The sequence below is a fragment of the Photobacterium sp. ABD4_091 genome (assembly GCF_056160145.1).
In genome coordinates this window covers 159,807-172,873 of record NZ_JBSWWQ010000001.1, presented here as the reverse complement: position 1 = coordinate 172,873, position 13,067 = coordinate 159,807, and the positions used below count along the sequence as shown (strand labels likewise).

General features: G+C 42.7%; 8 protein-coding genes and 1 pseudogene. 5 read left to right on the top strand and 4 right to left on the bottom strand.

Going from position 1 to position 13,067, the window contains the following annotated elements; genetic code table 11:
* The first annotated feature begins 384 nt into the window (after nucleotides 1-384).
* Nucleotides 385-2,007, top strand: a complete 1,623-nt coding sequence (locus ACXAGQ_RS00660) for a diguanylate cyclase domain-containing protein (RefSeq protein WP_475250922.1) — start codon at nucleotides 385-387, stop codon at nucleotides 2,005-2,007.
* Between the two features lie 116 nt (nucleotides 2,008-2,123).
* Nucleotides 2,124-2,279, top strand: coding sequence for a hypothetical protein (locus ACXAGQ_RS00655; protein WP_475250920.1), 156 nt, complete (start codon nucleotides 2,124-2,126; stop codon nucleotides 2,277-2,279).
* 76 nt (nucleotides 2,280-2,355) lie between these two features.
* Here ACXAGQ_RS00655 and ACXAGQ_RS00650 read toward each other — a convergent pair whose 3' ends face one another.
* From ACXAGQ_RS00650 to xisR, 3 genes and pseudogenes are all read right to left on the bottom strand, one after another.
* Nucleotides 2,356-4,752: a YgiQ family radical SAM protein gene (locus ACXAGQ_RS00650; RefSeq protein WP_475250918.1), complete on the bottom strand. Its 2,397-nt coding sequence runs from the start codon at nucleotides 4,750-4,752 to the stop codon at nucleotides 2,356-2,358.
* A 364-nt stretch (nucleotides 4,753-5,116) separates the two neighbouring features.
* Complete coding sequence (locus ACXAGQ_RS00645) at nucleotides 5,117-6,325, bottom strand: tyrosine-type recombinase/integrase (protein ID WP_475250916.1); 1,209 nt, start codon at nucleotides 6,323-6,325, stop codon at nucleotides 5,117-5,119.
* 9 nt (nucleotides 6,326-6,334) lie between these two features.
* Nucleotides 6,335-6,433: pseudogene (gene xisR / locus ACXAGQ_RS00640) on the bottom strand (excisionase family protein); the annotation flags it as partial.
* 72 nt (nucleotides 6,434-6,505) lie between these two features.
* On the opposite strand from xisR, the gene ACXAGQ_RS00635 reads away from it, so the two are divergent.
* A protein-coding gene (locus ACXAGQ_RS00635; RefSeq protein ID WP_475250914.1) for an IS3 family transposase occupies nucleotides 6,506-7,656 on the top strand; the annotation gives its coding sequence in 2 pieces (ribosomal slippage) (nucleotides 6,506-6,743 and nucleotides 6,743-7,656; 1,152 coding nt in all).
* 321 nt (nucleotides 7,657-7,977) lie between these two features.
* On the opposite strand, the gene ACXAGQ_RS00630 is transcribed toward ACXAGQ_RS00635, so the two are convergent.
* On the bottom strand, nucleotides 7,978-9,714 hold the full coding sequence (locus tag ACXAGQ_RS00630) for a hypothetical protein (protein WP_475250912.1): 1,737 nt from the start codon (nucleotides 9,712-9,714) through the stop codon (nucleotides 7,978-7,980).
* A gap of 425 nt (nucleotides 9,715-10,139) precedes the next feature.
* On the opposite strand from ACXAGQ_RS00630, the gene ACXAGQ_RS00625 reads away from it, so the two are divergent.
* Both ACXAGQ_RS00625 and ACXAGQ_RS00620 read left to right on the top strand, forming a co-directional pair.
* On the top strand, nucleotides 10,140-10,625 hold the full coding sequence (locus ACXAGQ_RS00625; protein ID WP_475250911.1) for a hypothetical protein: 486 nt from the start codon (nucleotides 10,140-10,142) through the stop codon (nucleotides 10,623-10,625).
* Nucleotides 10,626-11,072: 447 nt separating this feature from the next.
* Nucleotides 11,073-12,722 carry a hypothetical protein gene (locus ACXAGQ_RS00620; protein WP_475250909.1) on the top strand — a complete coding sequence of 550 codons (1,650 nt, stop codon included), beginning with the start codon at nucleotides 11,073-11,075 and terminating at the stop codon, nucleotides 12,720-12,722.
* Nucleotides 12,723-13,067: the final 345 nt, after the last annotated feature.

The window sequence follows — 13,067 nt, the reverse complement described above, 5'->3', positions numbered from 1 at the left end:
TTTAATCGGCTATCGATTTAATATATGTGGAATTTAATCGCTGCCTTTTGCTTGATTTTTCGACTCTTTTACTTCTTTTTGCGAGGTTTTGTGCAATAGGTCACTAAATAGCATTTTGATTTCTATAACTAAAAGCGATTTTTCTCTACATATGGATAATGTTGCATTACACTCGGTCAAAAATTTGACCAAGTGACAAAAAACAAACTTCAAAGGTTATTGAAGTACATGAAAGTACAGCCTCGATTATTGATATCCCTTATATTTCCACTGGTGTTTTTTATTCTCAGCTTATTAATTTATGTCGGATACAGTGAGTATAAAAGCAACCAAAATACGGCGTTCAATCAAGCGACATCCAATGTACGTATTGCAAGAGAATATTTGGAGCACCATTTTGTTTCTGCTGAAAGCCACTTATATCTCCTCGAGCAACTGTGGGAACAGAAAAACAGCATTTCCGGGGTGATGGAAGCCGCGCAGACCATTGTTAATGCAAAGAGCAAATATCTGGAAGTCGGTTTGCTGGCATACGGCAATTATTACGGCACTGGTGGGTTTTACAAAGAGGGCGTTACTCAATACATAGCGAACCGGCCCTGGTATAAACAAGCAGAGCCGGGGCAAACCTACATCACACCCATCTATCTGAGCGGCAGTACCGGAAAGTGGACGGTGGCTTTGGTATCCGTGCTAGAGACATTGCAAAATCAAGAGGTGAGAATCCTGTTGGAAATCAATGTGGCTAGCCTCTATGAGAATCTATCTTTGTTGAAGACCCTGACCAACGGCTACGTCTATGCGGTAGAGAGGAAAACGGGCAATATTGTCATGCACCCAGATATGACAAGAATTGGAACACCGTCAGTTAGTGTGTCAACTGATCTGATAGCGCGTATTGAAGATGGGGAATACCAAGGGATCATTTCGTCTTATACATATAAAGATGAAGAAAAATTCAGCGTTTATGATGCGTACTCCCTTCATAATTGGATCGTACTTTCAGGGACCGCTAGGTCAGACATTATTATGCATACATTCAGTATCAGTGCGGTGACCTTAACCTTGCTGGTATTTATTCTAATCATTGGCCTTTCATTCTATATTATTCACCGCGTGCATATTTATGGCCGGCAATTAAGTGAAGTTGAAAGTGTTCGGGAGTTAATAACAGCGTTAAGACAAATGGTCGAAGGGGTAATTGGATGCCAAACCATCCATTTGTACATGCGCAATGTCTATTCGGGCGACTTTGAATCAGCCCAATGCAAACATAGTATTTCTGAGCAAGACCTAACTAGGTCATTAGCCACCCGAATCGGTCGTATGGCGAAATTGCCAGCCAAGCAGCCTGATATGATTTCAGCATTCATCGCACCGGGTAAAAAATGTATTCGTATTCCACTGACTAAAAATAAGCAGCTAATTGGTTTGCTATATATTACCTCGCCAAATTTGGGCTTCTTGTTTTTTATTAATATGCTGAGAACTTACGCCCAAAGTGCCCTTGGTCATGTCATGCTGGCTTTACGGATACAACAAACCGATGCGATGACAGGGCTGAGAAATAAAAATTACTTGCAGGCCCAAATTGAAAAGCAGCTAAAGGTAGAGGCGCCATATTATGTTGCCATGATTGATATTGATGACTTCAAGGTGATCAATGATACCTATGGCCATTTGTTCGGCGACAAAGTGATTATTGCCGTGGCAGACTGCCTGCGAAGAGTCAGTGATCGCCATGCCGTTGTTGCCCGTTATGGTGGTGAGGAGTTCGCTATATTATTGCCGTCAGCCAGTTTGAGCGAGGCACAGGAGGTACTGGAAAATATCCGTACCAACGTATCTCGATTGGATCTGGAATTCAGTGGTAAAACTTGCCAAGTGCAAGTGAGCATCGGTGTCGCTGAAGTCAGCGGCAATATGGAGCAATCCATAGCTCGCGCCGATCAGGCCCTTTACCAAGCCAAGGCAAATGGTAAGAACCAAGTTGTTATTTACTGTTAAAACAGTATGTTACAAACAATCCTGGCGAACTAGCCAAAACTTGATTGGTGAGACAGATATTAGGTGAGTTGTTTGATATGGTTGACTTATAAGCCAATTTTAACTGTGGTGTTGAGATGCTGAAGCTTGCTGTAATTATCATACTCTTGTTGGTGGGGGCACTGGTCACCAAGTTTCTTGATGAAAAATCGCAACAGAAAATATTAATTGGCCTCGGTGTGCTAGTCGTACTGGCCGTGGTGGGGCTCATGGCATCGGAATTAATGCGATAGTTTCCCCTGCACTGAGAATCTTGAACCAAAAAGAAAGCCCGCTTGTGCGGGCTTTCTTTTTTATGATGGATGAAGGTTATCTAGCGCGTGAACGGTTAGGCTTTCCTCCAGCACGTGACTGGCTTGGCTTGCCGTTACGCGGGCCATTGCCTTTGCCATTACCGCCTTGCCTTGATTGCGGCTTTGAACCGTTAGCGCTCTGGCCATTTTGGGAGTTCGACGAAGAACCGTTCCGGCTTCCATGCGGCTTGTTGCCTTGCTTGCCAGCATGGTTGTTACCACGGCCTTGGTTGCTACCACCTTGGCTGCCATTCTTACGCTGGCCACCACGCTTACTATCTTTGCGGATGTCTGGCTGGTTAGGGTGCTTGGTCGCAAAGCGTTTTGAGCCATGGCGGCCTGAACCACGGCGCTGTGCTGGTGTCATTTCAGCTTCACTGCCTTCTTCAGGTACCAAGCAGTTAGGTCTGTCACCAATCAAATGCTTCTTGCCCATGCTGACCAATGCTTCACGGATCAGTGACCAGTTAAGCGGGTCATGGTAGCGTAATAGCGCCTTGTGCAATCGGCGTTGGCGTTCACCTTTAGCAACAAACAAGTCTTCACGCTTTTTGTACTTCACACGCTTGAGCGGGTTAGTTTCCGAGTGGTACATCGCAGTGGCGTTACACATCGGTGATGGGTAGAAGTTCTGTACCTGATCACACTGGAAGTCGTTCTTTTTCAGCCACAATGCCAAATTCAGCATGTCTTCATCGGTTGAGCCTGGATGGGCCGAAATGAAGTAAGGGATCAGATATTGCTTCTTACCGGCTTCTTTGCTGAATTTCTCGAACATTTCCTTGAAGCGGTCATAGGTGCCCATGCCCGGCTTCATCATCAGATCCAGCGTGCCTTTCTCGGTATGCTCAGGGGCGATCTTCAGGTAGCCCCCGACATGGTGAGTCACCAGCTCTTTGACATACTCTGGCGATTCAACCGCAAGGTCATAACGAACACCTGAAGCGATCATGATCTTCTTGATGCCATCAACGTTCCGTGCCTTGCGGTACAGGTCGATGGTATACTTGTGGTCAGTATCGAGCTTCTTACAGATCTCTGGGAAAATACATGACGGACGGCGGCAGTTCTTCTCGGCGCGAGGATCAGAACAACCTAGGCGGTACATGTTGGCCGTCGGGCCACCCAGATCAGAGATAGTACCGGTAAAGCCCGGCACCTTGTCACGGATCTCTTCCAGCTCACTGATGATAGACTCATGTGAGCGGTTTTGGATAATCCGGCCTTCGTGCTCGGTAATGGAGCAGAACGAGCAACCACCAAAACAGCCGCGCATGATGTTGATACTGGTTTTGATCATGTCATAGGCAGGGATCTTCGCCTTGCCATATGCAGGGTGCGGTACACGAGCGTACGGCAGGCCGAATACATAATCCATCTCTTCTGTCGTCAGAGGAATTGGTGGGCGGTTAATCCACAGCTCTCGGTCACCATGCTTCTGCACCAAGGCACGAGCTGAATACGGGTTGGTCTCCAGGTGCATCACACGGCTGGCATGTGCATACAAGATCCGGTCGTTACGCAACTTCTCGAAAGAAGGCAGACGAATAACGGTGGTTTCGGCATCATGGCGAGAAGGCTGGATCTGAACTGGTTTGGCTTCAGGTTCTTGCGCCTTTTCATTCTCGTTGGTGGCACTTTTGTTAGTGGCACAGCTTTCTTCTGTCGCGTACGGGTTAGGCATAGGCATCGCCTTACCCGGTTTTTCGATGCGGCTAGAGTCAATCTCTTTGTAATGCTCAGGGCGCTCGCGCATGATAACCGCCGTACCGGCGATATTGGTCAAATCTGCAATGTTTTCGCCATCCGCAAGGCGGTGGGCCACTTCCACCAAGGCACGCTCTGCGTTACCAAATAGCAAGATGTCGCCTTTGGCATCAAACAGTACTGAGCGGCGGACTTTATCAGACCAGTAATCATAGTGGGCCAGGCGGCGAAGGCTGGCTTCGATACCACCCAATACAATAGGGGTGTCTTTGTATGCTTCACGGCAACGCTGAGAATAAACCAGCACAGCACGGTCAGGACGCTTGCCGCCTTCGTTATTTGGCGTATACGCATCGTCATGGCGCAGCTTACGGTCGGCCGTGTAGCGGTTGATCATCGAATCCATGTTTCCGGCGGTGATACCGAAGAACAGGTTTGGCTGCCCCAGTGCCATGAAGGCATCTTTATTGCCCCACTCAGGCTGCGCAATAATACCTACACGGAAGCCTTGTGCTTCAAGCAAACGTCCGATGACAGCCATACCAAAGCTAGGGTGGTCGACGTAGGCATCACCGGTAACGATAATAATGTCACAGCTATCCCAGCCCAGCGCGTCCATCTCGGCACGGCTAGTCGGTAGGAAAGGTGCGGTACCGTAGCATTCCGCCCAGTACTTTGGATACTCGTTAATTTTGTCTGAAATCATGCTCTTACATTAAGCTAAGTCTAAAAGGGGGCATATAGGGGACAGTTCTATATGCAAAGTACCTTGGTCTAAACGTTGGTCCCAAGGCCCGTTATGTTCAGTGGGCATCACTTGCACTCATATGCCCCAGTTTTAGATATAAATGTACTTCGCCCCGTACAATTAAGGCTTTCATAGAAGCGCTCGAATCTAGTATAGGGCTATAAAGGGAGGGGAGTTTAACATGATCACGCCGTATTACAGTAATTTCTGTGCTTCGAGAGTGAAAGACTTTCGCAAGTAATTTAGTAGTTGGTGAGCGGAGGGTTCTACCCCTCCGTCGAAGCTAGGCTTGATGGAGGGGTATGCTAGATGTGGATGATACTTACCCTTCGAATGCTGCGTTTAACTTATCAATCTCACTTGGGGTATAATCAGGCAGCCAGTCGCCGTATGTCCGGTAGATTTCTTTTGCGCTCGAATGTCCCATTTGACGGGCTATGAATGTGGGGTTAGCGCCGTTTGAAAGCATCCAGCATGCATAGGTATGCCTGGTTTGGTACGGTTTACGGTAGGTTACTCCCGCACGTTTGCATAATGATTTCCACTTATCATGAATGCTTGTGTGAAAATAGTATGCTTTAGTTTCCCTTGTTGCCGTCAATTCTGGAGAAAAAACAGGTGTAATTGTCTGTTTTTTGGTCTTCCCGATTTCATATTGTTCGACAATGATTTTTATGCTTTTTTTAGAACCGGTGAGAGTTTTCTGAGCTTTTAGAGCCTCGATTGCCGGTGCAAGTAAATTAATAGTTCTGATACTGTGCTTATTCTTTGGGAGCTTGAACCTACCTGCAAGAGTGAGGTTTCTCTTTACATAAATCACCCCTTTTTGAAGATCTATGTCTTCCCATGCAAGAGCGATTAGCTCCCCATGCCGCAAACCAGTGTACATGGCTAAAAGCCATAGGTTACGATCTTGTTGATTTCGGCAGTGTTCCAGAAGTTTATTTAGTTCAATAATACTAACCGGATTAGGCTTATTGCTATCTTGAGGAAGTGCCTTGATATTGTTTAGTACTTCTTTACCACATAATTTATTGTCAATGGCAAAGTTGATTAACTCTTTTACTGTTCGCATGTATGTATTAACAGTTGAAGCTGCACAACCTGACTTTGAAAATTCATTTCGTAAAGACAAAATAGTTGCTTGGGTTAGATCTTTGACTAATGAATCACCATCTATATACAACCTCATTTTCTTAAGTCGTTGGGCGTAGTTTTTCATAGTACCAGCTGACACTTCTACTTCTTTTGATGACAGCCAGTTTTCACATAATTCATCAATGATCATATTAGGCTTCAATAAACCAAAACATTTTGCATTTTTGGAGTTAGGAAAAAACTTTTCGTAGTCGAAAATACCTGTTTTGATAGCAAGCATAATTGCTTCTCGCTTTTCTCCAGCGAGGCGAATGTTATGACTTGTTGCTGGTAAATGAAGTGATTCACGAAAGCGCTTCCCATTTAATGGAAAGTTAATTCGTAGGTGCTCAGAATGAATTTCAACACCTTTAGGACACTCTTTCTTTGTCATACTATATCCCTATATTTGCGGGTAACTCTCAATCCATTTGTTCAACTCATCAATGTTGTAAAGAATTTTTGCTTTACGAGTTGATGGCATACCACTTGGACCTATTTTTCGATAGTGTGAATAGCCACCGACTTGATAGACACCTTTTAGTTAGACAAAATGACTAATAAAGAGGTGCTTATGAACAGCAAACGATACCCAGAAGAATTCAAAATTGAAGCCGTAAAACAGGTTACAGAAAAAGGCCATAGCGTGGCCGATGTTGCGAATCGTTTAGGGACAACGACCCATAGCCTTTATGCTTGGATCAAGCGCTACGGTCCTGACTCCTCCCAATACCAAGCCCAGTCTGATGAAAGTGCAGAAATCCGCCGACTCAAAAAGGAATTACAAAGAGTCACTGAAGAGCGAGACATATTAAAAAAAGCCGCGGTGTACTTCGCAAGCCAGTCCGACTGAGGTACGCCTTTATTAAAGCCAACCAACCTACTTGGTCTGTTCGGCGCATGTGCAAAGTGCTTGGCATACATCCCAGCGGATATTATGCCTGGCTTAAGCAGCCCGACAGTAGACAGGAAAAGCGGCGCAAATACCTTCTCGGGCTGATCAAACAGTTTTGGCTGGAGTCTGGCGGAGTTTATGGTTACCGGAAGATATACAGTGATCTGCGTGATGAAGGTGAGTTCTGTGGAATTAACCAGGTTCACCGCTTGATGAAACGAGAAGGCATACAGTCGCAGAGAGGCTACCGAAAACCCAGAGCGAAAGCAGGTGGTGAAAATGTTGTGGTTGCTAATAAATTGGCTAGAGAGTTTAACCCTTCCGCTCCGAATCAATCTTGGGTCACTGATATTACGTATATAAAAACTCACGAGGGTTGGCTATACCTAGCCGTCGTAGTTGACCTTTTCTCTCGACGGGTAATTGGTTGGTCAATGAAGAGCAGAATAACTAAAGAGTTAGCTCTGGATGCACTTCTAATGGCTATATGGCGGCGCTCGCCGGTAGTAAATGTACTTGTGCATTCAGACCAAGGAAGCCAGTACACGAGCCATGATTGGGATAGTTTTTTAAAACAACATGGACTTGAATCAAGTATGAGTCGCCGAGGCAACTGCCATGATAATGCCGTCGCCGAAAGCTTTTTCCAACTGCTAAAAAGAGAAAGAATTAAGCGGAAGATATACGCCACTCGAGAAGAAGCTCGGACGGATATCTTCGAATATATAGAGATGTTCTACAACGTTAAACGTAGACACGGTTCCAATAACCAGTTGTCGCCTGTAGAGTATGAAAAGCAGTACAAAGAGAGGCTAACTAGTGTCTACTGAATTAGTGGCTATTCACACTATCATTCTAGTTAAGTCCGACATGTTATCGATGCCCAACGCTAAATGGTTGTATTAATATTGCTATGTTGGTCTAGCAGAACGTGTTAAAGGCACACTAAAGCAAGAGTTCTTGTTTCAATATGCCTGAATAAGAGCGAGTCAACGCAGGCGTTGATTGTCAATATATATTTACAATAATATGAGGCCGCACTTAAGCCTAGGCATTATAAATGCCAAATGAAGGGTATAGAAAAGCCAGCAATAAGAATTACTGGCTTAAAAAAAGACGGTCTACTTATTTATGACGAAACATTCAATTAATCAGTCGACGTTACCCTTTAGTTGTTGAGTAAATAAGGGTTTAAATTTTTCTGTGCTCTTCTTGATGTAATATGCTTCATTCAGGATTCTCTCTGCTTCTCTTTTATTTCTGGCTCTATAGATAATGCTGGAAGAGAAGAAGGCACAGGTGATAGGAATGATACTTGCAGCAATCATACTACTCGTGGACTTAGGTGTAATTCCTAACGCAATGAAATCATAAAGCACTTTTGTACCATTTAGTTGAGACATACCTAATAGGCCAGCAAGTAGCATAAGTAGACTGAACATGATGGAAAAGCCTACGGAGTTAATCAATGCGCTCCGAATAGCTGGAAATCTTAGATTCTTCGTACTTTGTTTAGGTGTAAGGTCTTTCTGTTTGCTAAAGTTATACACATCAGCCGTTAAGGCAAGTACATATTTATCAGGGTAAATATTTCCATCATAAGCATGCGCATCTATTTTTTTTGTGATAGTTGATATAGATACCCAATCACCAATATCAATCCCATTTTGAAACTTTCCGGGTATTGATGTATGTATTACTTCACCTGTTGGGGTTGTCACCATTAGATTAAGGTTGACATCAGAAGAACGCTCATTTTCGTAACTAATACTATGAAAGCTATCACCATTTGATTTAGTACCAGATGTGTGAGTCTCAGTTGTTTTCTCAATGACGAAAGGCTCGGTGGATTTCGCGATCACTTCACCAAAACAAGATTGAATAATAAACTTAGCTTTATGTGTACAAGCAACATTGGTTTTTTGAAGGCTTACAACTTCAGTACTTTTGCAATATTCGCTAGGATTGTCAGAGCAGGTAAGGATTGCTTGTTTGATATCCACTTCGGACTCATCTTCTGGCGCTGGAGTGGCAGTAAAATTGTGCGTTGTTTTACTATCGCACTGGATATTAATACTGTCTTCGTTGCGACCTATTTGTGTCGGGTTGATATCGCTAACATTAGAGAGAGTAGTGTCAGTTAGTGTGGGCTCCAGATTTTGGCTTCCCGCTGGTTCGATAGTGGGTTTCTTACACAGATTAAATATAAGTTCTTTTAGCTTGTCGTAGTTGTTACTATCAATTTTATACTGTTGTTTGTTAGCTTTTTCTAGCTTAGTCGCAAAGAATATATAACTAATAGCGATTGATGCAATCGCACCGACTCCACCCAGGAGTGGATCTATAAGAGAGCCTATAAAGCCAGTTGCTGCAACGGAAGGGATCATGCGCGCAAGCAGCTTTCCTTTATTCATTGGTAGCTCAAAAGGTTCATCAAGTAAGCTATCTTCAACAAAAGGGTTTTGCACATTGTGAAGTATAACTACTTGAGCAAGGTCTTTGTTTAGCACAATATTCTTATCTGGCCTTGGTATCCTAGCGTCAATTGAAGCTGTGCCCGATGAAATTATTGTAGCAATAGTGCCAGTGGCGAGATTCGTCCAACTTTTCTTATCTGCGATTGCGTTAATACAAAGCGTCTCGCCATCACTATTTACCAATGTCAGAAAGTAAAAGTGGCATTCTTGAGAGGACTTTTTGCATTTATAAAGGTGGTGTTCGGTAATTTTACCTGTAAATATAAATGACTTTTCTCCTAGGTACTGGTTCACAATATCTTCATCTGTGAGAGTATTTCCTTTGGCTGTCGTCGACTGTAGAGGTAATAGAGAATCGCAAATTGGACAAAAGGCTTCATTTTTTTGTGCACTCAGGCAGCAGTTGTTCACGCTGTATTTTCCTTGTGTGTGGTGAGGTATTTCATTTGATGGTAATTGTATGCGAAAAAATACATAACAGCTTGATTACATTGTAACTTTGTATTGCAAGAGCGGAGGATCACTGAGCTTCAGTGTAATGCGGTAGAGGTTGATTATGGATAGCCTTTAAGTCTAGATAGGGAGAAAACATAGACACCAATTTGAGGTTTTTTCTTTAGCACAGTTTACTAATTTACTCAACTACTCTAACGCTTTTATTTCCAAGGCTGTGCTAGCTTGGACATTATGTTCTTTCTTCTGCAATCCTAACTGGCCAACAACATTAAGTGGCATAGGTAAATTCTGCTTTCTTGTCGCTACTATTTATCAAAGGTATAATTACGCAAAAATCATAAAGGTGCACTGTAATATAGTGCATCTAAAAGCAAAGGCTAATGAAATACATGTCACGAAAACTTAATGTATTGATGCTATCGGCAAACGTGGTGGCAGCACTTGTACCATTAGGTCTACTATCTTATGCAATTCCTATCGTTTGGAATATTTTCTCAAACGAGAGTTTCTTAGCTAGCTTAATGATGAAGGCTGCTTTTGGTGGAGCCTTTATTGCTTGCCTATCTCACTTGATTCACGTGCTTTACTACATCCAGTATATCTTTGATAAGACGATGGTAGATCACGCTACGTACCACAAGTACATCTTCGATGACCAAAAAGATTTACTAATATGTCATCTAATTGTTTGGGGTATCCTTGTTTGTATTTTCCCGTTCAGTACTCAATGGGGTTTAATTTATTTTCAACTAATAGGCTACGGTGGACCTTTTGTTTACGCATCATGGATTATAAAGGACAGTTACTTCTCTGAAGGGGACACAAATATAAGGCTTGCGATTAAATGTCGTAGTCAGAAATCGTGATAGCTTAGATATGGGTATTAGGTTTTCTTGATTACCACCGAGTCTCAGCAAGTTTAAGTATTCGTTGAGGAATTGGTGATGTTTGAATACGTGTACAAATTAATAGTTCTAACATCTTTTCAAGATCAAAACCCCAATTGACCTAAAACATAACTCTGCAAGGTTCCTTAGAAGGTACTTTTATCTTCGAGTTTCCTTATGACTGGTTTGAGTCATCAAACTCAACAATCGAGTTACTGGCAACTCCACTCAATTAAGGATTACTAGAGACCTATAGGGCTACTAAATTGAATTGCAGAGCTATATTTTGCTGATCACTGATTTAGCATTGACCTTAAATACATCGCTGTTAATCTACAGTCGATATAACCACCTGATAATTATATAATAAAAATATTTCACTGTTAACGTCAGGTATTTGCATTCACTTAATTTGTATTTTTTTACATGACAATTACTACTGAATCTTTAGAAAACACAGAGGCGCAAGCGCCCGTCAGGAAGCATAGCCGATTCACCAAGTGGGAGTGGGTATTACTCGTAATCTCCGTAATTTATATCATTTTTGAAAGTAGCTTTTTCGTTAACTTAGTTGACGTTATTGCAGCAGACAGTGTACACCTTTACGAAGATCTCGATAAGGTAGGGCGCACATTATCAGGGATTGGTCTTGCTATTCTTGTACTTAAGCACATGACAGCAAAATATGCCTTCAACACTAAGGCTCTAATTACTCGAATTTTAGCGGCAATCTTGGCTTTCTCATTTGCATACTATGGTCAGAAGGCGCTAGTAGATACGCTAGTGAACAACCTTTCAGTTGACCAAAAAAGCCAAATGGTACGTGGATATATGTTCCAAAAGACCTTTACTAACGAGGTCATTAAATTTAACACCTCTCACCTAGAAGAATACAATAGAGCAAACCTCATCCAGAAGGCACTGCTAGCCCCCGTAGTCTTACGATACGCTGAAAACAAAAGACCAAATGTGTCTAATGTCGATAAGGTATTAGACCGCGAATTCCAGAACAACACCGTATTTTACTATAAGCAGTACCATAACCTTCTTGAAGAAACATATGTTCCATTAATGGATGCTCATAAAGAGGCACGGAGAAGAATCCTTTCTGAAGTACACAAACAATCAGATCGCGCTTGGAACGAGGTTGCACGCCAAGCCTATCGTGGCCGCAATCGCTATCAACCAAATGAGCTTGCTCGCCTAGTACGACAGCAAGTTCGTAAAGAACTAGGTTTCTCATTGCCGACAAGTTGGCGTCCGAGTAGCGAAGGGAATCACAAGCGTGTATTTCGAGAGCACTTTGTTAAACATCACGAACCAGATGTGTTCAAAAAGATGCAGAAAGTCTTCCAAGATCGCCTTGGTATCCGACTTACGAACTCAGACCCAAACAAATGTCCAAACGTGATAAAATTCCTTAACGAGAAGTATGGAGTGTTCGCGCTTGAAGGTCGCCTTCTAGGTCAAACCTCACTTAGAACCTTCACTTCAACCTATAAAGATGTATTTCCGAAAAACCTACGTAAGATGTACGACGACTACCGCAGTAACGAGTACATGCAAGATATGTCGGTGCGTCTATTCTTGGTACCATTCCTAGCTTTGACATTCTCAGGCATCTTCTTAGTCTTTAACGCACTGTCGCTCATCTCTGATTTGCTACTTAAATTTGCGTTCAATGACAATAATGGAAGGGGATATAAGCACACTAAGTATTGTCTAATGACTATCCTAATCATTCTTCCTTTTTTACTGCCTTACTATTCCGTTGGCTCTCAAGCTATGATCCTCAAACTAATTTCCACGGAGAACGTCTTCTACAGCATGGGCTATAAATACCTAATATCTATCACGTATTTCTTACACTGGCTGATTAACGGAAACTATATCCAAGTATTCGAAAACTTCGGTAATTTCCAAGAAATCACGTGGGCAACTGTTGGTCACCTCAAAACTGCTGGCATGTGGTTCGGTGGACTTGTCGCTATTGGACTTATCGCAATGTTCTGGTCAGTTATCTACCCACTATTGCTTTTAGCTATCGTTGGATTTCTAATTTCTAACTTGATGTAATCAATAGGTACAACAAAGTTCACCTAAACAAGGGAAGGTTGCATTGATTATGCTCCCTCCCTATCTAAAACAACCATCAGCATTACCAATGCAATCCTAATAAAGTTGTAGTGGATGAGAAAATTTGGCCATTCGGTTAAAAGGTTTTGCCATAAATCTGATAATTCATCTTAAGCTAATTTAGTAAAATCACTGACACGCCTTTGTCCAAAAATAATTTACAACCCCTGGTAATCACAATACCCCGGCTAGCTCAGATCTGCCCCAAACCGTTTTTGGCCCACTACAATATCGTTATCGAAGAGTAGGTCAATCACAATAATGATTGCTTTAGACTTTGTTAGA

Coding starts and splice junctions, on each gene's coding strand:
- ACXAGQ_RS00655 (WP_475250920.1), top strand. CDS start 2,124: ATGCTGAAGCTTGCTGTAATTATCATACTCTTGTTGGTGGGGGCACTG.
- ACXAGQ_RS00650 (WP_475250918.1), bottom strand. CDS start 4,752: ATGATTTCAGACAAAATTAACGAGTATCCAAAGTACTGGGCGGAATGC.
- ACXAGQ_RS00645 (WP_475250916.1), bottom strand. CDS start 6,325: ATGACAAAGAAAGAGTGTCCTAAAGGTGTTGAAATTCATTCTGAGCAC.
- ACXAGQ_RS00625 (WP_475250911.1), top strand. CDS start 10,140: ATGAAATACATGTCACGAAAACTTAATGTATTGATGCTATCGGCAAAC.
- ACXAGQ_RS00620 (WP_475250909.1), top strand. CDS start 11,073: ATGACAATTACTACTGAATCTTTAGAAAACACAGAGGCGCAAGCGCCC.